A 21,725-nucleotide genomic window follows, 5' to 3' on the forward strand; every position below is an offset into this window, starting at 1 on the left:
CTCCTCCCCGGCTCACCCGGCGGAGCCGAACGCCTCGAAGAACCGGTTGCGGAACTCATCCATCGGCCACGTGGGCGCGTCGGCGCCCGGAACCACACCGGGTTCCCACTCCCAGCCCCCGATGGCGTCGAGCACTGCCGGATCCGCGGCGATGATGCTGATGGGCACGTCTCGGCTCGCATCCTGGCCGCTCACGATCGCGGCGGGCTGATGATCACCGAGCGCGACGACGACGAGGTCGGGATCGTCGACGTTCTCGAGGAAGGAGAACAGGGCCCCCAGCGAGTACTCGATCGAGCGCCCGTAGAAGCGCTTCACCGTGGCGGGGTCCTGCCACACTTCGCCCGGGCTCCTGCTCCGCGCGGGCTGGGGGTCGAAGACCGACCCGTCGCCGACCTGCGACCACGGCACCAGCTCGGGAAGCGGGGCCCACGGCGTGTGCGACGAGACGAGATCGATCTCGGCCATGACCGGCTGCCCGGGGGCCGCGAGCACGCGGTCGGCGACGTGCGCCAGAGTGTACTGGTCGGGGATGCGGGCGTACCCGAACGCCGGTCCGCGGTAGCCGACGTTCGTCGCGTCGAGCATGGTGTCGTACGCGTAGAACGACGACCCGACGTCCCAGGGCCGGGTGTTCGACGGCACCACGCTGACGGTGTGCCACCCGGCGCGGCCGAATGCCGTGCTCAGGTTCAGGCGGTCCGTGTGCGTCACCTGGTCGTACACCGCCTGCGAGTCGGTCCACACGCCCGTCTGCAGCGTCGCATGGGCCAGCCAGCTCACGCCGCCGAACGTGGGCGACGTGAGCCATGCGCTCTCCGCGGCGTAGCCGTGCGCCTCCAGCGACTCCGCGCCGCGACGAAGCACGTCGCGCACCCCCGCCGAGATCCCCTCCCCCTCGAGCGCGACCCTGCCGTAGCTCTCGACGAACACGAAGACGACGTCCTTGCCCTCCAGAGCCGTGAGAAGCCGGTTCGCCGGCACGTCGGCGTACGCGTCGTCCGCCAGTTCACGGGCCACGTGGGCGCGCGTCTCGAGCGCCGAGACGGCGCGCGACACCGCCGAGCCGATGGAGCCGGTGGATGCGGCGGCCGCGGGGGGCTCGGTCAGCCCGAGGGGCTGCGCTACGACCGCCACGGCGATCCAGGCGACCGCCACCGTGGCGAGCGCCGTCCGCCCGCGGCGCGGGCGACCGCGCAGCACCCTGTCGACGCGGAGCGCCGCCCAGGCGAGCGCCGCCGACGCCGCGGCGATCAGCGTGGCGGCGACGGTGAAGATGGCGCTGGCCGGCGCGGAGCCGATCGCCGAGGCGACCACCCCGTAGGCGTCGCCGATCTGCCGCCAGTCGAGCGGTACGAAGTGGATGCCGAGAGCGGCCTCGTATCCGCGGTCGATGCCCGCGAGCAGCACGGCGACCCCCACGAACGCACCGAACACGGCAGCGACGAGGAGTCGCAGCATCCGCCACGGAATCAGCGCCAGGACGAGGAGCACGACGATCGACTCGACCGGGATCCCGACGAGTCCGAGCGCAGACCCGGTCGCGAACCCAGCGGGCACGAGAGGCAGCACGACGAGCAGCACGATCGCCGCGCCGGTGGCGAACCGGCCGCGCCGCCCCGGAGCGACCCGCTCGACGCGCATGTCGGTCACGGCAGCTCGGCGGCAACGGACTCCCATCCGGCCACGACGGCGGACCCGTCGGGGTCTCGCGTGCCGAAGCGATCCGAGAGGGCATACCGCAGGAGCACCACGTCGCCGATCTGGCGGGTGTCGGCCAGCCGGGCACGCCGCGACGCCGTCCAGGGGAAGGCCGCCGGGCCGACCACGCGCGGCGCCCGGGCCTCGCCGACGAAGAACGGGGCGATCACGAGGTGCAGTTCGTCGACGAGGTCGGCGCCGAGGAACTGCGTCAGCACGGTGCCGCCGCCCTCCACCATGAGGCTGCCGATGCCCCGGTCGCCGAGGTCGTCGAGGAGGGCCGACATCGTGACGCAGTCGGCGCCGATGCCCACGACGACGGCGCGGTCCCCCAGCCGGGCGCGGAGGTCCTCCGCTCGATCGGCCGTGCAGTAGACGATGCGGGGCCCCTCCCCCATCGTGAAGAACGCGGCGTCAGGCGACAGCTCGCCGCTCGCGGTGACCGTGACCTTCGCCGGCGACTCCAGGCGCCCCGACGCCAGCCGCTTCGCGCGACGTGCGGCATCGCGCACGAGCAGCCGGGGGTTGTCGCGCCGGACCGTCGAGGCGCCCACCATGATGGCGTCGTGCCGCGCGCGCACGTCGTCGACGCGGTCGAGGTCGGCCGCGTTGGACATCGCGAGCCGATGCGGCTCGGCGCTGTCGAGGTAGCCGTCGATCGACATCGCGCAGCTGAGAGTGACGTATGGTCGCTCGCTCATGCGGATCTCCTCCTCCCGATGATGCCCCTCGCGTGCAGGGAACGGAAGCGGCCGAGCAGGAGGGTGGCGGCGCCGGGTGCGACCGCGACCAGGGTCAGGACGCCGAAGGCCGTCGAGACGGCGAGTCCCGCGCCGGCCCCGAGACCGACGAGCGCGAAGGCGGATGCCGCGACGGCTTCACGCGGCCCCCATCCTCCGACGTTGACCGGGATCGCGGCCGCTCCCAGCACGATCAGCGCGACGACGGCGAGTTCCCGCGGACTCGCGTGGGCCCGGACGGCGAGCCCCGCGACCACGAAGGTGGCGGCGTGCGCCGCCACGACGACGACGGAGGCCACCGCGATCCCGAGCAACCGGAGCGGCCGCGCGAGCAGGGGGCGCAGCATCCCGTACTCCCGTCGCAGCGCGGCCCGTCCGCGATCGGTGAGCGCGACGACCACCACCGCGACGACGGCGAGGAGGGCGATCGCCCCGGTGACCCCGACGAGCGGCGCGAGCGGCGAGGTGAGGCCGAGCGGAAGCAGGATCGCGAGCGTCACCACGACCTGCACGAGCTGGCCGGCGACGCGTTCGGCGGCGACGGCGCGCGCGGCGAGACCGACGCGCGCATGAAACCGGCCATGTGCGTAGGCGCGGTGGACGTCACCCATGACGCCGCCGGGCAGCACCGTGTTGAGGAACTGCGACCGGTAGTACGACGCGAACGCCTCCCCCCATGCGAGCGGCAGCCCGAAGCCCGTCGACACCAAGTGCCAGCGCCACGACGCGGCGGCCGTCGCGACCGCCGCGAGCGCCACGGCGACGAGGATCGTCGCCGGTGAGATCGACGCCAGGCCCTGCAGGAAGGGTCCGATGCCGACCACCGCGACCGTCGCGACCACGACGACCAGAGCCGCCGCGATCCGCAGGCCGGACCGCGCGCGGGGAGAGAGCCTGCTCAGCGCGGCCATGCCAGCAGGTCCTCGTGCGACACGGTCACGCGGAGATGCCCGGCGGCCGCCTGAGCGAGTCGGTGGCGGCGGTACTCCTCCGCCTCGGCGGCCAGCTCGGGCCGCTGCTCGAGGGCTGCGGAGACCCAGCCGTCCAGCCATTCCGCGATCAGCGCGCCGCGGCGACGACTCAGCCGCCACGGCGTCGCCGCCACCCGGACGTTCCAGCCGGCGTCCGCGAAGAGACCGGCGACCGCCGGGACGGCGTCCGGACCGAGCATCCGCCGCTCGTCGTGCCGGCGCCGCTGGTGATCGTTGAAGGCAGCGCCGATGGCGTGCTCGATGGCCTCGTGCCGCTCGGCGGGGCGCACCCGTGCGGCACCGGTGACCGTGAGGCTGAAGAGCGCCGGCGTGCCCGCCGCGACGCACGCGCGGACGACATGGGCGGCCTCGGCTTCGGTGACCACGTCGAGGAGAGCGGATGCCGTCACCGCCGACGAACCCTCGAACGCATCGGCGGGGAGCTGGGAGAGGTCCTCGACGACCACGTCGGAGGCGATGGCGTGCCCGGAGGCGTCTACGACAGCGCGCAGATCGAGGTGCTCGACGATGTCGGGGTCGCCGTCGCGCAGCACCCACCGCTGGGGGCCGGGCAGGCGCGGGGCGAGCCACCGGGTCATCGAGCCCGTGCCGGCACCGAGGTCGTGCACGACGATCGGTGCGGAGACGCCGGAGAGCAGCCGTGCCAGCTCGTGAGCGAGCTCGGCGGACCGTGCAGAGTCGTCCGCCGGTGCGCGCAGCGCGAGCCAGCCCGGGGTCGCGGTCGAGATCGACGTCATGCCGTCTCCAAGGAGTGCGCGATGGTCGCCACGGTCGTGGCCCACCGGGGAAGGGTCGAGCGGGCGGCGAGCGCCTCCCGGCGCAGGCGGGCGCGAAGCGCGGGGTCGGTCATCCATGCCGACAGGGCATCGGCGAGGGCTGCCGGATCCCCGGGACGCACGAGGAGCCCCCCGCCCGACGCGAGCGCATCGGGGATGCCGCCGGTGCGGGCGGCGACGACGGGAAGCCCGCGTGCCCTCGCTTCGGCGATCGCCATGCCGGAGCTCTCGACGCGCGACGGCGCCACGAGCAGTGCGACGCGGCGGTATTGCTCGGCAAGGGCGGTGTCGTCGAGAACCCCGGTGAGCCGCACGCGCCCGTCGAAGGCGCCCGAGCGGCGGGCGATCTCGGCGGCGAACTCGGGGAAGGGCTCGCCCGAGCCGACCAGGGCGCAGCTCCAATCGCGGTCCGGCAGCTGCGCGAGCGCCGCGAGCAGGGTGTCCTGCCCCTTGTGCGGTGCGATCACGCCGACGCACAGCAGGCGCCCGTCGCCGCAAGGCGGCCCCGCGACGTCGGCGGGGTCCACCCCCGGCGGGGCGATCCGCACGCGGCCGGTCTCGACGAGACCCCGGCGAGCGAGCTCCTCCGCCGTCCAGCGGCTCGGGACGATCACGGCGTGCGCGGCGGCGAGCACGCGCCGCTCCGCGTCGATCGCCGCATCCGTCGCATCGGGGAACGCCGCCGCCACCATATGCGCCAGCAGCATGAGGCGGGCCCGGCGGGCCGTCTCCTCCACCGCGTCGGGCGCCCACCCCGCCACGAGTCCGTCGATCAGCACCAGGGCATCGTCGGGCGTCTGACCGAGAACGGATGCTGCGCCCGCAGCATCCGCCGCCTCCACGACGTCGACCGCCCAGCCCTGCCCCGGCAGGCCGTCGCGGATGCGGCGGTCGTACACGTTGCCGCCGCTCACGCGACGAGGGTCGTCGACCCCGGCGGGGACGATGAAGCGGACGCGTGGCCCGCTCGTCACAACGCCACCTCGTACGAGGCCCAGGCGATGTGCGACTCGTGCAGTGTGACGGCGATCGCGGTCAGGTGCACGTCGCCGAGCGCCCCGTCGCGCACGCGGGCCGCCAGCCGGTCGCCGATGACCTGGCAGAGCCGCTCGGTGGTGGTGTTGACGCCGGCGAAGTCGGGCTCGTCGTCGAGGTTGCGGTAGGTCAGCGCACCCACGATGTCGCGCAGCAGGTCGCCCGCGCGGCCGATGTCGACCACGAGGCCGTCGTCGTCGAGCGCGGCCGCCCGGAAGGTGGCGTCGACGAGGTACGTCGCCCCGTGCAGTCGCTGGGCGGGACCGAACACGTCGCCCCGGAAGCTGTGCGCGATCATCAGGTGCTCACGGACGGTGAGGCTGAAGGTCATGGGGCGCTCCAATCGATGGTCTGACAGAGGTCGCCGGCGGTTCCGGCGGCGAGCGCCGCGGTGATCTCCGGCAGCTCCCGCCACGACGAGCGTGCACCCAGGAGTGCGTCGAACGCAGGATCTTGCAGCAGCCGCAGCGCCAGCCCCCGCCGTTCCGTCGTCGTGCGGCGCGATCGCACGCGGGGCGAGACGGCCCCGACCTGGCTCGAGCGGATCGCGATGCGGCGGGAGTGGAAGTCCGCGCCCAGCTCGAGCGGCACGACCGTGGCGCCGTACCAGCTCGCGACGACGACCTCGCCATCCGTGGGCGCCATCCGGAGGGCGAGCTGGAGTCCCGCCCCGCTGCCGCTCGCCTCGATCACGACGTCGGGCTGCGGCACGCGGTCTTCGGCGAGGGTGAACCCGACGCCCAGGGCCTCCGCGGCCACCGCTTTCGACGGGTCGACGTCGACGAGCGTCACTTCGGAGCCCGGGATGCCGCGTGCCACCCGCGCGATCGCGCACCCGATCATCCCGGCGCCGACGACGAGGATGCGATCGCCGATCGCAGGCGCCGCATCCCACAGGACGTTGACAGCGGTCTCGACGGCCCCCGCGAGCACGGCTCGGCGGGGCGGGACGGCGTCGGGGACGCGAACCAGCGCCTCCGCGGGCACCAGGAACCGTGACTGGTGAGGGTACAGCGCGAACACCGTGCGGCCCCGGAGGTCTTCCGGCCCGTGCTCGACCGTGCCGACATTCAGATAGCCGTACTTCACGGGGAAAGGGAAGTCCCCCGCCTGGAACGGCGCACGCATGCGCTCGCGCTCCGACACCGGCACGTCCCCACGCGCCACGAGCGACTCGGTCCCCCGGCTCACTCCCGTCCACAGGGTGCGCACCGACACCTGCCCGTCAGCGGGCGCGGGCAGCACTTCCGCCCGGAACTCCCCTCGCCCCGGGCCGACCGTCCACCACGAGATCGCGGCATCCGCTTCCTCACGATGAACTTCACTGGGTGTCTGCGTCGTGACTCCTTTGGTGGCCGTGGCAGGCTCGGTGGCCATGGAAGGCGTGCTCTCCCTGACGAGAATACGGAGGACGCATGCGAAAGGTTCAGTGGGTGCCGTGGTGGTGGGTCGCCGCCGGGTGCATCGGGATGGTCGCGATGGGCGCCTTCGTGCCGCTGCCGCCCGCGGCGTGGGTGGCCGGCCTCGGGTACCTCGTCGTGTCGTCGCTGCTGCTGACCGCCGGCCTGCGAGGAGAGGCGCGATTCGGTCCGGCGAACGCCGTCACCGCGACGCGGTCCGCGCTGGTGGGACTCGTCACCGCGCTGGTCGTCGCGTCGTTCGCCCGCCCAGTCCCCACCGCGCTCCTCGTCGCGCTGGTCGCCTGCGCGCTCATCCTCGACGGCGTCGACGGCTACGTCGCACGGCGGACGGGCAGCGAGAGCGAGATCGGCGCACGATTCGACATGGAGGTCGACGCGTTCCTGCTGCTGGTGCTGAGTGTGTACGACGTGCGCTTCGTCGGCGGGTGGGTGCTGGCGATCGGCCTCATGCGCTACGCCTTCGTCGTCGCGGGCTGGATGCTGCCCTGGATGCGGCGGACCCTGCCGCCCCGCTACTGGCGGAAGGTGGTCACGGCCGCCTGCGGGATCGCCCTCGCCGTCGTGGCCTCGCAGCTGCTCCCGCCGGCCGGGAGCGCGATGGTCGCGGCAGCGGGCCTCGTGCTGATGCTCGAGTCCTTCGGCCGCGACGTGCTCTGGCTCGCCCGGTTGAACCGCACCGCTCTCGCGCTCGTTTCCCTCGAGAAGGCATCCACTGTCTCACCTCAGGAAGAGAGCAGGTAGGACCATGACGGAATCCAGCGGACGCGTGCTGTGGACGATGCGCATCCTCAGCGCGATCGCGCTCCTCGCCGCCGGCGGCATCCATCTGTACCTGGCGTTCAACGGCACGGGAGGGATCCTCGGCGTGATGTTCATCCTGAACGGCATCGCCGGCATCGTGCTGGCGATCGGCATGGTGATCCTGCGCGGTCGCCTGCTGCAGCTGGCCACCGTGCTGGGCCTGCTGTTCCTCATCGCCACACTGGGGGCCCTGCTCCTGGCGCTGACGGTCGGGCTGTTCGGCATCCACCAGAGCTGGGACTACCCGCCCGTTCCGCCGACAGTCGTCATCGAGTCCATCGGCATCGTGATTCTCGCGATCACGACCGCGCTGGTGATGCGCATGCCGGTGAACCAGCCGGCGATGCGACGCGGCGCCTGAGGCCGCGCTCGGCGGCACGACCGGGGCAGTCCCGCCGGACGCGGACCGCCCCGCCACCCGGGTGGCGGGGCGGTCGTCAGGTTGCGGATCAGCCGCGAGCCGACGCGTTCTCGGCCGCCAGGCGCTCTTCGTCGAGGCGGTCGAGGTCGTGCAGCGACGACCCCTTCGTCTCGCGCATCGAGATCACGGCGACGAGCGTGATCGCCGCGGCGACGGCCAGGTAGACGGCGACGGGGATGTACGACCCGGTGCTCGCCAGCAGCGCGGTCGCGATGATCGGTGCGAGCGAGCCCGCGACGATCGACGTCACCTGATAGCCGAGCGAGACGCCCGAGTACCGCATGCGCGTCGGGAACATCTCCGACATGATGGCCGGCTGCGGCGCGTACATGAAGGCGTGGATGAACAGACCGAGGCAGATCGCCGCGACGATGATCGCCGGGTTGCGCGTGTCGAACATGGGGAACGCGACGAAGCCCCAGGCGGCCGCGCCGAGGGTGCCGATGAGGTACACCGGCTTGCGGCCGAGGCGGTCGGTGAGGCCGCCGATCAGCGGGATGACGATCATGTGCACGACGTGCGCGATCACCAGGAGGCCCAGGATCTCGGCGGTGTCGACCTCGAGCGCGACCGCGAGGTAGGTGATGGAGAACGTCACGACGAGGTAGTACATGATGTTCTCGGCGAACCGCAGGCCCATTGCTGTCAGCACGCCGCGCGGGTAGCGCCTGATGACCTCGAGCACCCCGTAGCGTGCCGCCTTCGACTGCTCGATCTGCTTCTGCACCTCGACGAAGATCGGGGCATCGGTGACGCGGGTGCGGACGTAGTACCCGATCGCCACGATGACCACCGACAGCCAGAAGCCGATGCGCCAGCCCCACGCCAGGAACTGCTCTTCGGTCAGGGTGCGGCTGAGGATGAGCAGCACGACGGTGGCGACGAGGTTTCCGATCGGAACCGCGGCCTGCGGCCACGAAGCCCAGAATCCGCGCGTCTTGTCAGGAGAGTGCTCGGCGACCAGGAGGACCGCGCCGCCCCACTCCCCGCCGACCGCGAAGCCCTGCGCGAAGCGCAGCGCCACCAGGAGCGCGGGAGCCCAGTACCCGACCATGTCGAAGGTGGGGAGGCATCCCATCAGGAACGTGGCGACGCCCACGAGGACGATCGCGAACTGCAGCAGCTTCTTTCGGCCGTACTTGTCGCCGAAGTGGCCGAAGACGATGCCGCCCAGCGGCCGGGCGATGAACCCGACCGCGTAGGTGACGAACGCCGCGATGATCGGGGCGTACGGGTCTTCCGACGGGGGGAACATGATCTTGTTGAAGACGAGCGTCGCCGCCGTGGCGTAGAGGAAGAACTCGTACCACTCGACGACGGTGCCGGCCATGGACGCCGTGACGACGCGTCGCAGGCTCGATTGCTTCAGAGACACCTCGGGTGTCTGCGTGGATGCCATGCGCTGGACCTCCTTGTAGAGCGCGGAAGCGGCGTGGGGGATGCCGCCTTGCGGGACGATACCTGACGAACGATTCAGGTTTCAAGGCGCTGGGCGAGTCCGCTCGAAGAACTTCGTCGGATCTTCTGCTTTCCGGCAGCGCTCAGGGCGCGGCCGCCTCAGTCCCACGTCGCGAGGAGCGTCCAGTGCCCGTCGACCTCCTCCACGTCCATGACGCAGGTGCGGTGGCTGACATCGCTACGCGCCGTGAACCGCCAGCTCTGGAAGAGCTGGCCGCCGTCGCAGCGGGTCGGGGTGTCGATGATGCGCCACCGCTCGCCGTCGACCACGAGTCGCGCGGGCCGATCCTGCTCGCACCAGACCTGAACATCCTGCCGCACCGCGATCCGCATATCGCACCCTTTCATCGAAGCTATGTTCGATAGTAAGGGGCGCCGACCGCGGACGCAAGGGCGGAGACGCGCGAGACGAGTCGGCCCCCGGCTCACGTCAGGTAGGCGTCGACCATCAGCTGTCCACGGATGTCGCGCAGCGCCGCGATGAGCCGCTCCACGCCGCGCGATGACCAGGATGACAACTGCACATCGTGCGGGCCGAGGGGCTCCAGCCGGCCCGTGCGCACGCGCACCACCTCCCAGCCCGACGCCCGGACGACGCGGTCTTTGCGCTTGTCGACCTCTTCTCGCCCGCCCACGTGCTCCAGGCCGTGCCTGCCGACGCTGTCGTACTCGATCGCGATGCGCAGCTCGGGCAGCAGGATGTCGGGCCACACCTCGAGATGATCGAAGAACGGTCGGGCCGTGCGGATGGCGGTGAAACCGGGCGTGACCGCGATCCGCGAGAAGAGGTCGGCCCGGAGGCGGGCCTCGACCGCCGAAGCGGGCTTCGGCGCACAGGCGCTGACGAAGGGCTCCCCAGCCGGCAGGTCGGGCGTCTTCGCGCACAGTCTGCGCTCGGGGTCACGGCGAGGGGCCCGCCGCGTGGGGATCGCCGCCGAGCGGGCGCCGGAGAGCATCGTGCCGATCGCCGGCGAGCCCGCACCGGAGATCTTCGGCGGGTTGGCGAGCGCGGTGCACTCCGGGCACCACGCGGAGCGCCGTCGCTCACGACCAGGCCGATGCCTCTGCTCCGCCGGCGTCGCCGCGAAGGTATGGCCCGCGTCGCACTGCCAGAGCAGCAGCACGTCGGCGGCGGGCGGGATCTGCGTCAGCGTGATGCCGGCGTTGAGCTCGGGGTGGTACTGACGGATGAGCGCGGGGAACGCGGCCCACTGGGCTCGGTAGGTGCCCACTTCGTAGGGCACGTCGCGTCCTTTCGAGAACTGGCGTCGCGCCCACCACAGCTCCACGCGCTCCGGCATGCGGGCACTCTACGGCGGGGCGCCGACATCCCGGGTCACTTGTCGGGTCCGAGCAGCAGCGCGTTCAGTCCCCAGCCCGCGACCGTGATGAGCACGATGGCGCCGGCCATCGACAGCAGCTGCACGGGCTGCGTGAAGATGCCGAGGCTCACGATCAGAGTGGTCGCGCCTGCCGGAGGGTGCGTACGCTGCCGAGCCCACCCGGCTCTGCCGCATGCGACCGACGGACGGCCGGGTGCTCATGACGCCACCAGGAGTGCCTGGGGGGCGGCCTGCTTGAGCCGCGTGAGGAGCCAGTCCTTCTGCACCTTCGTCTGGGACTCGGACTGCTGGACGACGGCGAGCAGCCTCACATCGCCGACGCGCGCGGGCACGACGATCTCGCCCCTCGCCGAAGTGACGCGGACGATGTCGCCTTCCCGGATGCCGAGAGCCGCGGCATCCGCTCGCGAAAGCTCCACCCATGCCGAGGGTGCGGCCCTGCGCAGCTGCGGCGCGCGGCCCGTCTTGGTGCGGGTGTGGAAGTGGTAGACGGGCGATCCTGTCCACCATGGTCGTTCTCCTCCTCCGGCGGAGAGTCTCGACCTGGCTGCGTCGTCACCGAAGCGGCTGGACAAACACCCAGCGCTGTGCAAGCGACGGCGAGGTCATGCGCGGGCAGGGAATCGACGCTCCTCAGCGCCCTGCGCCATCCGTTTCACAGCCGTCCGACGGTGTCGATGTCCTCGAGGAAATCGGCGGCCACCTGGGCTGACACCGTCGTACGCGTGCCGGCGATGGCGGCCGTGTAGTCGTCCATGAACGGGCCCTCCGGCTCACCCGCACCACCTCGGCCGGCAGCGTCGACGGCGTTCTCGAGTGCCGACTGCGACGCCTTGCGCGCGGCGAACTCGATGTCGGCGGGAGAGAAGCCGTCCGTCATCGCGACGAGCTCGGCGACGTCGATCCCGACGGCGGCGTCCGGGATGTAGCGACGCCAGATGGCGTCCCGCGCCTGCTCGTCGGGCAGGCCGATGGGGATGACGTAGTCGAAGCGGCCGTGGCGGAGGAACGCGGCATCCAGCGATCGAATGAAGTTCGTCGCGCAGATCAGCAGGCGCCCCGGCTGCTCACGGAAGGCCGGGATGATCTTCAGCAGCTCGTTGGTGACGCCCTGCGTGGGCGAGGGCGGCTCGCCCTGGCGATGGGAGGCGATCTCCTCCACCTCGTCGATGAAGACCACGGCGTGCTCGAGCTCGGCGATCATCGCGAACGTCTCGCGCAGCGCGCCGGCGAGACCGCCCGGGTGCGCGGCGAGCCGCGAGGGGAACACCTCGACGAACGACCACTCCAGGCGCGAGGCGATCGCCTTGGCGAACGTGGTCTTGCCGGTTCCCGGCGGGCCGAACAGCACGATCGCGCGCGGCGGCACCACCCCGAACCGCTCCGCGAGCTCGGACTGCGCCAGCGGCAGCACGACACGGCGCTCGAGCAGCGCTTTCTCGGCGTTCATCCCGCCGACGGCATCCCACAGCCCGCGCGGCAGCACCCGGCCGCCGAGCTCGGCGAGACGCCTGAGCTCCTCGCGCTGCACCGGGATGTGGCGTTCGAAGTAGTGCAGGTCCTGGATGAGCTGGAAGCCCTGGTGCAGGAACGCGCCCATCCGCGTCTCCGCGGCGGGCATGAGGGCCGACAGCTTCGAGATGCCTTCGGGCGCCATCCGCGCCTCGAGCGCGGCGAGCAGGGACGAGCCGATGCCCACTCCCCGCACGTGCGAGGCTGTGGCGAGGAAGACCACCCACCCCTGGGCGTGCGCGACGCGGCCGATCGCGGCGCCGACGACCTGATCGCCGATGACCGCCACCACGGCGTGGTCCTTCGCGCACGACGCGAGCACCTCGGAGAGGCTGTAGACCGGCTCCGACCCCTCCGCCGTCACCTGCTCCCACAGTCGCAGGATGCCGTCGACATCGTCGGCGTGATAGTCGCGAATCCGCCAGCCTGCCATGACTCCGGCTCCTCTTCGATGCGGGGTCGGTCGGGTGGCCTCAGCCTACCGACGCGGGGAGAGCCCGGACACCGGATGACGGCGCCCGAGCCGGACGGACTGTCGGGCGCCCGGCCGGGCGGGCCTCAGGCCGCCGGGATGAGGACGTCGCGCACGAGCGCGTCGAGCTGCGCGTCGGCGTCGAGGAACTGGCGCAGCGGGCCGAGCAGGTTGCGAGCGGCTCTGCCCGCGTCAGCGGGGCGTCAGGTGGCCGAGGCGGCGAGCCAGCCCCTGAGCGAAGCCGCGCAGCTCGTCGGCGAGCATGGGAAGCTTCTCGGGCGGCAGACGGAACGCGGGTGCAGTGATGCTGAGTGCCGCGACCACCGAGCCGTCGGTCGCGAAGACCGGCACGGCGACGGCGTTCGTGTAGTCCTGCCACTCGGACAGGGCACTCCCCCAGCCCCGTTCGCGGACGAGCTCGAGCTCGGCGCGCAAGGCGCCGGGGTCGACGATCGTGGTGTCCGAGAACCGTTCCAGCGAGCGGGCGGCGACCTCGAATGCGGGCTCTCCCGCGAAGGCGAGCAGTGCCTTGCCCGACGACGTCGCGTGGAGCGGCGTGCGCTGACCGACGTATTGGTCGCGCACCGCGACGCTCGACGTTCCGGTGGCCTGAGCGATGTTCACGGCCGCACCGTCGACCAGGATCGCGACGTTCGAGGTCTCGCCCAGACGCGCCGTCACCTCGTCGCAGATCTCCTGCGCCTCGCGGGCGAGGTCGATGCGGAGCGCGACTGCTCCGGCGATGCGGAGGGCGCCGGCACCGAGGGAGTAGGTGCCACGGTGGGTCTCCTGCACAACGAAGCGCCGGCCCTCGAGCGTGGCAAGGAGCCGGAACGCCGTCGAGCGGTGTACACCGAGCTCGCGCGCGATGGCGCTGACGCCCGTGGGGCCGTTGTCGGCCAGGATCTCGAGGATCTGGAGCACGCGGTCAGCGGCTTGCACGGCCGAAGTCTCGCCCGACGCGGGAGTCGTCTCGGCCTTCATAGTCGCGTCCGCACTCACTCGGCCAGTCTATGGGGACGCATGCGCAGAGGCCTCGCGGGGACGGCCGCAGTCGGCCGCCCCGCGAGGCTCGGATAGCCGGGTGTCACCCCCGCAGCCTGCTCATCTCGGGGTCGAACAGCGGCTCGGCCGCCACGGTGGCCGGTATGCGGCTACCGAAGTACTCGACCTCGACCGCGTCGCCGACACCAGTCGACAGGGGAAGCCACGCGTAGGCGATCGGACGACCCACGGTGTACCCGTACGCCGCGCTGGTGACGTAGCCGACCGGCCGACCGTCGACGTACACAGGCTCCTTGCCCAGGACCACCGAGCTACCGTCGTCGATCGTCAGGCATCGCAGGCGCTTGGTGGACGCTGCGGCACGCGCTTCGAGCCGGCGGCTGCCCACGAAGTCGGTCTTGGTCGCCTTGACGGCGAAGCCCAGACCCGCCTCGCCGGGCTCGTGCTCGGTCGTCATGTCGGTGCCCCACGATCGGTAGCCCTTCTCGAGACGCAGCGCGTTGAAGGCGGCCCGACCCGCGGCCACGATGCCCGATTCCTGACCCGCTCGCCACAGCGCGTCCCAGAGGAAGCGCGCGGTGTCAGCGGACGTGTAAAGCTCCCAGCCCAGCTCGCCGACGTACGACAGTCGCATCGCCGTCACGCTGACGCCGGCGATCGACACCTGCTTGGCGCGGAAATACTTGAGCCCGTCGTTGCTGAAGTCGTCGTCGGACACGCGCGCCATGACTTCGCGAGCGAGGGGTCCCCACAGACCGATGCAGGCCGTGCCGCCGGTGGTGTCGCGCACCTGGACCCACTGGGACGGGTCGTTCCGGGTCTGACAGCGCGCCTCGCGCTGAAGGTAGGCCTCGTCGATGGCACCGTTCGCTCCCACCTGGTAGGTCTCCTCGTCGAGGCGGGCGACCGTGATGTCGCTGCGGATGCCGCCTGCCCGGTCGAGCAGCAGGGTGTACGTCACCGCTCCGGGAGCGCGCAGCATCTCGCCCGTGGTGAGGCGCTGGAGCAGCGTGCCCGCGCCGGGCCCCGAGACCTCGAGTCGCTTGAGCGGCGTCATGTCGTACATCGCCACCGCGGTGCGGGTCTTGTACGCCTCGACCGCGGAGGTCGGCGAGGAGAACTTCGCGGCCCACGGCTCACGCTGCGGGGGCTTCCACTCGTCGGGCAGATCGTCGAGCAGCGCGGCGTTGGACTCGTACCAGTACGGCCGCTCCCAGGCCCCACCTTCGAGGAAGTATGCGCCGAGCGCCTTCTGCTGCTCGTAGAACGGGCTCGTGCGCAGGCCGCGCGGCTCCTTCTTGGGGTCGAGCGGATGAAGGATGTCGTACACCTCGACGAAGTTGCGCTCCGACGTCGTCTGCACGTACTCACGGGTGAGCTGGGCGGCCTCGAACCGGTTGACGTCGCTGTCTCCGAGGTCGACCTCGGAGTAGCCCTGGGTCAACAGCTGCGCGACGGCGCGTGCGATGCCGGCGGAGTGCGTCACCCACACGGCCTCGGCGATGAAGAAGTTGTCGAGACCGCTCGCCTCGCCCACGAGCGATCCCCCGTCGGGCGTGAACGAGAAGATCCCGTTGAAGCCCTTCTGGATCTGCGCGCTGCGCGTGTCGGGCAGCAGCTCCTGCGTCGCCTGCCAGGCAGGGGCGAAGTGCTCCGGGGTGAACGTGAGGCTCGACGGCATCTGCTCCGCGGTGATCGTGTCGAACGAGTACTCCTCGAGCGACGTGATGTCCACGGGCATCGGGTCGTGGTCGTACGAGCCCACCCCGATCCGGTCGCCCCACTCCCGGAAGTAGAGGTCGCGGTCCTGATGACGCAGGATCGGCAGCGACGCGCCCGCCGGCTGCTCGTTGCGGCCCGAGAGCACGTCCAGCGGAGTCGTCCAGGCGTACTGGTGAGCGAGCGGGATGAGAGGAACCTTGAGGCCGATCAGCTCGCCGACCGCCGGCCCCCAGAAGCCCGCGGCCGAGATGACGATGTCGGCCGCGATCCGCTCGCCGTCGTTCACGATCACGCCGGTGACCTTGCCTCCGGCGTGGTCGACACCGGTGACTGTGGTGGCGTCGCGGTACTCGACGCCCTGCGCGCGTGTGCGCTCGATGAGGAGACGGTTGGCCTGCACCGCGAGCGCGATGCCGTCGCGCGGCGTGTAGTACGCCCCGAGGACGAGATCCTGATCGATCAGGGGGTAGCGGCGCTTCGCCTCGGCGGCGTCGATCACGCGACCCTCGTGCCCGCGGGATGCGGCCCAGCCGGCGCGACGGTGCAGCTCGGCGAGCCGCTCCGGCGTGGTCGCCAGCTCCAGGCCGCCGACGTGATTGAACGATCCGCGGCCGTCGGCGGTCTTGAGATCGCTGAACTTGTCGATCGTATAGACCGCGAACTCGGTCATGCTCTTCGAGCCGTTGGTGGCGAAGACGACGCCCGGCGCGTGGGACGTCGAGCCGCCCGGAAGATCCAGCGGGCCCTTCTCCAGGACGAGCGTGTTCGTCCAGCCGCGCTGCGCGAGCTCGTCGGCGATGTTGACGCCGACGACGCCGGCTCCGATGATGACGACACGGGGTGCGGTTGCCATGGTGTTTCCTCGAGTTCCGGATCAGTTGAAGACGATGGTGCGGTGGCCGCGGACGAGCACGCGGTGCTCGCAGTGCCAGCGGACGGCGCGTGAGAGGACGAGGGCCTCGACGTCCTGACCGAGCGTGGCCATGGTGCGCGGGTCGGCGGCATGGCTGACGCGCTGGACGTCCTGCTCGATGATCGGCCCTTCGTCGAGGTCTCCCGTGACGTAGTGTGCCGTCGCCCCGATGAGCTTGACGCCACGGTCGTACGCCTGGTGGTACGGCCGACCGCCCTTGAATCCGGGCAGGAACGAGTGGTGGATGTTGATCGCGCGCCCCGCGAGGTCACGGCACAACTCATCCGAGAGCACCTGCATGTAACGAGCCAGCACGACCAGATCGGCGTCGTACTCGTCGACGAGCCCGCGAAGGCGATCCTCGGCGGCATCCTTGGTATCGGCCGAGATCGGCACGACCATGAAGGGCAGACCCGCGGCCTCGGCCATCTGCCGCAGGTCCTCGTGGTTGGACACCACGGCGACGATCTCGCCGCCGAGGGTGCCGGCACGCCAGCGGAACAGCAGGTCGTTCAGGCAGTGCCCGGACTTCGACACCATCACGAGGATGCGTGGCGGCTCGCTGGTGTGGAACGCGAACTCCATGTCGAACCGTGCGGCGATCTCGGCGAACTGCGCCTCGAGCTCGGAGATGTCGAGGTCGCTCCCGTCGCTGGAGAACGAGGTGCGCAAGTGGAAGGCGTCGAGGTGCGCGTCGTCGAACTGGTGGTGCTCCCGGATGTTGAACCCGCGCTCGTAGAGGAAGCCCGTGACGGCACGCACGATGCCGGGCGCCTGAGGGCAACTGAGAGTGAGCACGATCGGCGAGCCCGTGGCGGCATCGACGGCGGGGACGGGGTAAGAGGTGAGAGTCACGAGAACTCCTTGACTGGATGGATGGGCAAACGGGGGATGACGGAGGGCGCCGCGCCGCGCTCGCACAGCGAGCGACGCCGCGCGGCGCCCTCCGGAATGGAGCGCTCAGGCCTTCGGACCCACGGGGGTCTCGGGCTTCTCCGTGACGTCGGCCTGTGCTTCAGTCGCACCGTCTGTCACTGGCTTCTTGGTGATGACCTTCGCGGAGCGCAGCCGGCCCGGCGCAGGATCGCGATCATCTGCCCCTGTCGACGGCTGCGCCGTCACGGCGGAGTTGTCTTCGCCGGACGCGACCGCCGGCGAGGCGACGACGGGGATCTCGATGGTGTTGAGCGTGAACGGCACTCCCGCGTGGGTCTCCACCCCCTGTGCGACAGACTCGGCGAGCAGGTGCTGGGCGAGATCGGTGCGGATGACGAGAGGGTCTCGCGCGAGGTCCTTCCAGAGCGCGACGCACAGCAGCAGCATCACGATCACGAACGGAACCGCGGAGACGATCGTGATGTTCTTCAGCCCATTGAGTGCGGCTGCTGGGTCCTGACCACCGGCGAGCAGCATGACCGCGGCTACTGCGCCGGTCGCGACGCCCCAGAACACGATGATGCGGCGGCGCGGGTGGTCCGTGCCGTTCTCGCTCAGCATCCCCATCACGATCGATGCGGAGTCTGCGCCCGTGACGAAGAAGATGCCGATCAGCACCACCGTCAGCACCGTGAGCGCGATGGTGGCCCACGTCGGGAACGGAAGGGCATTCAGGAGGTTGAACAGCGCGGTGTCGGAGTTCACGACAGGGACACCGTCCACGACGTCCGCGATCCCGGCTGTGAGGTCGCCGACGGCTTCCGCCCTCTGCTGGATGCCGATCGCGCCACCGCCGAAGATGACGAACCACAGGGTGGACACGATCGAGGGCACGAGCAGCACACCGGTCACGAACTGACGGATCGTGCGACCCCGCGAGATGCGCGCGATGAACATGCCGACGAAGGGCGTCCACGAGACCCACCAGGCCCAGTAGAAGACCGTCCAGCCTGACATCCATGCGGCCATCGACTCGTCACCGGTCGCCGCTGTGCGCGACGCCATCTCGGGAAGATTGCCGACGAACGCACCGATGGCATCGGGAAGCACGTTCAGGATGAACAGCGTGGGACCGCCGAGGAACACCACGATTGCGAGGACGAGCGCGAGCACCATGTTGATGTTCGACAGCCATTGGATGCCGCGTTCGATGCCCGAGACCGCGGACGCGACGAAGGCGGCGGTGAGTATCGAGATGATCACGACGAGCACCGGCGATCCGACGTCAGGCAGGAGGCCGAACGACTCGATGCCCGCACCGATCTGGAGCGCACCGAGTCCGAGCGAGCAGGCCGATCCGAACAGCGTGGCGAGGATGGCGAGGACGTTGATGACGCGACCGCCGGCGCCGCCTACGACCTTCGGGCCGAAGATCGACGTGAACATCGACGAGAACAGCTGTGAGCGGCCGAGACGATAGGTACCGTACGCCATTCCCAGCCCGACGATGGCATACATCGCCCACGGGAAGAGCGTCCAGTGGAAGAGGGTCTGTCCCATCGCGACGTTCAGCGCCTCGGGCGTCTGCGCCTCCGCCGTTCCGGGCGGCGGGGACAGGTAGAAGAACAGGGGCTCGGCGACCCCCCAGTAGACGAGGCCGATGCCCATGCCGGTCGCGAACATCATCGCGATCCACGAGGACGTGCGGAACTGAGGCCGATCTCCATCCTTGCCGAGCGGGATCCTGCCGAACCGGCCGAGCGCGACGACGAGGACGAAGACCGTGAAGATCGTGGCGGCCATGACGAAGAGCCAGCCGAGGTTGTTCATCGTGCCCTTGAGGGCGGATGCCGCGACCGAACCGAGGCTCGTCGGGCTGATCACGCCCCAGGCGACGAATCCGGCGGCGGCCAATGCCGCCACGCCGAACACGATCTTGTCCACGCCCACTCGGCGTGGCTGGTCTTCGAGTGAATGTGCGTCCTTGAGCGAATCGATCAAGGTTCGCGTGGTGTCTGTGGAGCTCATCATGTGTCGACCGATCCGAGCGCGTTGTCTCTCGGGTGCACGGTCGTCCACCTCCTTTGCGAGTGCGAGTACTGGTTGCTGAACGGATCGTCCGGGTGGAGTCGGGGGTCAGGGTTGTGCGGTCGGGGTTCGGTGGCTTTCGTCAAGGGGTTCAGGCGTCGATGACGACGGGTCCGCGGGGGCGGGAGCAGCAGGCGAGGATCTTGCCGTTGTCGATCTCGCGTTGGCGGATGCCGCCGTTGTGGGCGATGTCGAGGTCGCCGGAGATCTTGCCGGTCTTGCAGGTGCCGCAGATCCCGTTCTGGCAGGACGTGATGATGCGGATGCCGCATTCCTTGGCCGCGTCCAGCACGGTCAGTCCGTCGGGGATGGTGACCGTCTTGCCGCTCTTGGCGAAGGTCACGGTGTGCACCCCCTCCGCGGTGGGGTCGACCACGACCTCCTCGGCCCCCGCCAGCACGAACGACTCCTGATGGATCCGGTCGCGAGCCACGCCCAGCTCCAGAAGAAGCGCTTCGGCGTGAACCATGTACGAGTCCGGGCCGCAGACGAAGACCTCCCGGTCGAGCAGATCAGGGACGTTCTCCCCGAGCATCCCGGCATCCAGCCGACCCACCGGACCCAACCACGCTCCGTCAGGATCATGCGAGACGGCCTGGATGACGCGCACATGCGGGTTCTCGGCGTTGATGCGGGCGAGTTCTTCGGCGAACGCCACGAACTCAGGCGCACGGGAGTTGTGCACCAGGACAACGTCGACGGGCTCGGCGAGATCGTGGATGGACTCCAGGATGGAGATCATCGGCGTGATGCCCACCCCGCCGGCCAGCAGCAGCAGCCGCTCGGCAGGGTGGAACGCGGTCGAGAACTCCCCGGCCGGCCCACTGAGCTCGACCCGATCACCGATCTGGAGCGTGTCGTGCAGCCATCGCGACATCACCCCGTCGGCTTCGCGCTTGATCGTCAGCTGCACCGAGTACGGCCTGGTCGAGGGCGAACTGACGGTGTAGCAACGACTGACCCGCTCCCCGTCGATCTGCGTGCTCACGGTGATGTACTGGCCCGGTGCGTGCGGCAGCGCACGGCGATCCGGCGCGACGAACTCGAACGTCGCGATCTGGTCGGTGCGACGCGTGATCCGCGTGCAGGTCAGCAGGCGCCCCGTGGGATCCTCGTCCCAGCGATCGTGTTCGGCGCGCACGGCGCCCGGTCCCAGCCCGCTCATGAAGGGTCCTCTTCGATGTAGTCGTTGAGGCGGTCGAGGTACCAGTTGCAGAACGCGTTGACCTGGTACTCGCTGGGCATGTAGGGGCCGGGCACGTAGGCGGGGTCGGTGACGCCCTTCTGCGCGAGCTCGACGAAGTGCGCGTCCTGGTTGTTGGTCTCGCGCCACACGTGCGTGAGGTCGTCGACGTTGTAGTCCACGCCCTCCACCGCGTCCTCGTGGACCAGCCAGGTGGTGCGCACCAGGGTGCGGCCCGGCGCGATCGGCAGCACCGCGAAGGTGATGGCGTGGTCGGCCATGAAGTGGCACCAGAAGTTCGGCTGCGTGTGCATCGACAGGCGGCCCAGCTTCGCGTCGTCGAAGTCGCCCAGCAGCTTGTTCACCAGCTTCGCGCCGGTCAGCGAGTACGACTCGCCCTCACCGTCCAGCGCCTCCCGCTGCACCCGGAACCCGAACGTGCGGGTGTCGAGCTGCTCATTGCCCTTGTAATGGATGCCACGCTCGATGCACTTCTCCTCAAGCTCCGCCTCGGCCGCGAGGTAGCGCTGGTGCACGTCCTGCAGATGCGGCGGGATCTGGTCCTCCGGGTAGCCCCACGTGATGAAGTAGGTGCAGCCCAGCTCCGGATGCAGGTCGCAGTGGTAGCACTCCCGGTTGTTCTCCAGGGTGAGCTTCCAGTTGCCCTCCTCGATCAGATCGATCTGCTTGGCGACCTTCGCCCGCCCCAGCTGGTGCGCATCGAAGTACGGCTCCACGATCTCGGCGACCGGATCGATGTCGGTGTTCGGCTCATCCGACATGTTGATGAAGATCAGCCCCGAGATCACCCGGAACGCGACCTTCCGCAAGCTGTAGCAGCTCTTGTCGAACCCCTCCTCCGCCGCCGACGCATAGATCAGCTCGCCATCGGGGCTGTACGTCCACTGGTGGTACCCGCACACCAGGTTCCCCACCGATCCCGCCCCCGGCAGCAGGATCCGAGCACCACGGTGACGACACACGTTGTGCAGCACCTGCACCTGCTCGTCGTCATCACGGATCACGATCACGGAGGTCTTCCCGAACTCGATCGTCACGTAATCGCCCGGCTCACGGATCTCCGCGACACTCGCCACGAAGATCCAGTGCTTGCCGAAGATCGCATCCAGGTCGAGGTTGAACACTTCGTCACTCGTGTAGAAAGACGCCGGCAGGCTGTGTCCAGGCTTGCGCTCATCGATCAGACGACGCAGGGAAACGTCATTTTGCGGACGGATCATGGTCGGGGGCATCGGGGTTCCTCTC

At 70.2% G+C, this 21,725-nt stretch carries 20 protein-coding genes; 2 read left to right on the top strand and 18 right to left on the bottom strand.

Features of this window, described 5'->3' with window-relative positions:
* Positions 1–12: 12 nt before the first annotated feature.
* From ACN9MP_RS14480 to ACN9MP_RS14510, 7 genes are read right to left on the bottom strand one after another with little or no spacing between them, the layout of a single operon-like run.
* Positions 13–1,653, bottom strand: coding sequence for a CDP-alcohol phosphatidyltransferase (locus ACN9MP_RS14480; protein WP_426321271.1), 1,641 nt, complete (start codon positions 1,651–1,653; stop codon positions 13–15).
* Complete coding sequence (locus ACN9MP_RS14485) at positions 1,650–2,402, bottom strand: RibD family protein (protein ID WP_426321272.1); 753 nt, start codon at positions 2,400–2,402, stop codon at positions 1,650–1,652. Before ACN9MP_RS14485 ends, ACN9MP_RS14480 begins: the two co-directional genes overlap by 4 nt.
* Positions 2,399–3,352 carry a lysylphosphatidylglycerol synthase domain-containing protein gene (locus ACN9MP_RS14490; protein ID WP_426321274.1) on the bottom strand — a complete coding sequence of 318 codons (954 nt, stop codon included), beginning with the start codon at positions 3,350–3,352 and terminating at the stop codon, positions 2,399–2,401. The genes ACN9MP_RS14485 and ACN9MP_RS14490 overlap by 4 nt, the downstream gene beginning before the upstream one ends.
* Positions 3,340–4,170, bottom strand: coding sequence for an SAM-dependent methyltransferase (locus tag ACN9MP_RS14495; protein ID WP_426321276.1), 831 nt, complete (start codon positions 4,168–4,170; stop codon positions 3,340–3,342). Before ACN9MP_RS14495 ends, ACN9MP_RS14490 begins: the two co-directional genes overlap by 13 nt.
* Positions 4,167–5,123, bottom strand: coding sequence for a glycosyltransferase family 4 protein (locus ACN9MP_RS14500; protein WP_426321278.1), 957 nt, complete (start codon positions 5,121–5,123; stop codon positions 4,167–4,169). Before ACN9MP_RS14500 ends, ACN9MP_RS14495 begins: the two co-directional genes overlap by 4 nt.
* Before the next feature lie 56 nt (positions 5,124–5,179).
* Positions 5,180–5,575: a 6-pyruvoyl trahydropterin synthase family protein gene (locus ACN9MP_RS14505; protein WP_426321279.1), complete on the bottom strand. Its 396-nt coding sequence runs from the start codon at positions 5,573–5,575 to the stop codon at positions 5,180–5,182.
* The gene (locus tag ACN9MP_RS14510; RefSeq protein ID WP_426321281.1) at positions 5,572–6,621 is read right to left on the bottom strand and encodes a zinc-dependent alcohol dehydrogenase; all 1,050 of its coding nucleotides are present in this window, start codon (positions 6,619–6,621) and stop codon (positions 5,572–5,574) included. The genes ACN9MP_RS14505 and ACN9MP_RS14510 overlap by 4 nt, the downstream gene beginning before the upstream one ends.
* Before the next feature lie 38 nt (positions 6,622–6,659).
* Between ACN9MP_RS14510 and ACN9MP_RS14515 the strand changes: the two genes are divergently transcribed.
* Positions 6,660–7,406 carry a CDP-alcohol phosphatidyltransferase family protein gene (locus tag ACN9MP_RS14515; protein ID WP_426321283.1) on the top strand — a complete coding sequence of 249 codons (747 nt, stop codon included), beginning with the start codon at positions 6,660–6,662 and terminating at the stop codon, positions 7,404–7,406.
* Positions 7,407–7,410: 4 nt separating this feature from the next.
* On the top strand, positions 7,411–7,827 hold the full coding sequence (locus ACN9MP_RS14520) for a hypothetical protein (RefSeq protein ID WP_426321285.1): 417 nt from the start codon (positions 7,411–7,413) through the stop codon (positions 7,825–7,827).
* A gap of 88 nt (positions 7,828–7,915) precedes the next feature.
* Here the strand turns inward: ACN9MP_RS14520 and ACN9MP_RS14525 are convergent, their stop codons facing one another.
* The 11 genes from ACN9MP_RS14525 to ACN9MP_RS14575 form a co-directional block, all read right to left on the bottom strand.
* Positions 7,916–9,286, bottom strand: a complete 1,371-nt coding sequence (locus tag ACN9MP_RS14525; RefSeq protein WP_426321286.1) for an MFS transporter — start codon at positions 9,284–9,286, stop codon at positions 7,916–7,918.
* Positions 9,287–9,444: 158 nt separating this feature from the next.
* Entirely contained in the window at positions 9,445–9,693 is a 249-nt protein-coding gene (locus ACN9MP_RS14530) for a hypothetical protein (protein WP_426321288.1), read from the bottom strand.
* Between the two features lie 77 nt (positions 9,694–9,770).
* Positions 9,771–10,646: a zinc-ribbon domain-containing protein gene (locus tag ACN9MP_RS14535; RefSeq protein ID WP_426321290.1), complete on the bottom strand. Its 876-nt coding sequence runs from the start codon at positions 10,644–10,646 to the stop codon at positions 9,771–9,773.
* Positions 10,647–10,885: 239 nt separating this feature from the next.
* Positions 10,886–11,281: a molybdopterin dinucleotide binding domain-containing protein gene (locus ACN9MP_RS14540; protein WP_426321292.1), complete on the bottom strand. Its 396-nt coding sequence runs from the start codon at positions 11,279–11,281 to the stop codon at positions 10,886–10,888.
* Positions 11,282–11,343: 62 nt separating this feature from the next.
* Entirely contained in the window at positions 11,344–12,633 is a 1,290-nt protein-coding gene (locus tag ACN9MP_RS14545) for an ATP-binding protein (RefSeq protein ID WP_426321294.1), read from the bottom strand.
* Positions 12,634–12,864: 231 nt separating this feature from the next.
* Positions 12,865–13,614 carry an IclR family transcriptional regulator gene (locus ACN9MP_RS14550; protein ID WP_426321296.1) on the bottom strand — a complete coding sequence of 250 codons (750 nt, stop codon included), beginning with the start codon at positions 13,612–13,614 and terminating at the stop codon, positions 12,865–12,867.
* A 145-nt stretch (positions 13,615–13,759) separates the two neighbouring features.
* Entirely contained in the window at positions 13,760–16,252 is a 2,493-nt protein-coding gene (locus tag ACN9MP_RS14555) for a GcvT family protein (RefSeq protein WP_426321298.1), read from the bottom strand.
* A 21-nt stretch (positions 16,253–16,273) separates the two neighbouring features.
* Positions 16,274–17,167, bottom strand: coding sequence for a formyltetrahydrofolate deformylase (gene purU / locus ACN9MP_RS14560; protein WP_426321300.1), 894 nt, complete (start codon positions 17,165–17,167; stop codon positions 16,274–16,276).
* A 105-nt stretch (positions 17,168–17,272) separates the two neighbouring features.
* On the bottom strand, positions 17,273–19,216 hold the full coding sequence (locus ACN9MP_RS14565) for a BCCT family transporter (RefSeq protein WP_426326059.1): 1,944 nt from the start codon (positions 19,214–19,216) through the stop codon (positions 17,273–17,275).
* A 151-nt stretch (positions 19,217–19,367) separates the two neighbouring features.
* Positions 19,368–20,441: an FAD-binding oxidoreductase gene (locus ACN9MP_RS14570; RefSeq protein ID WP_426321302.1), complete on the bottom strand. Its 1,074-nt coding sequence runs from the start codon at positions 20,439–20,441 to the stop codon at positions 19,368–19,370.
* Positions 20,438–21,712, bottom strand: a complete 1,275-nt coding sequence (locus ACN9MP_RS14575) for an aromatic ring-hydroxylating oxygenase subunit alpha (RefSeq protein WP_426321304.1) — start codon at positions 21,710–21,712, stop codon at positions 20,438–20,440. Before ACN9MP_RS14575 ends, ACN9MP_RS14570 begins: the two co-directional genes overlap by 4 nt.
* Positions 21,713–21,725 lie beyond the last annotated feature (13 nt).

The organism is Microbacterium sp. E-13 (genome assembly GCF_049912955.1).
Lineage (GTDB): Bacteria > Actinomycetota > Actinomycetes > Actinomycetales > Microbacteriaceae > Microbacterium.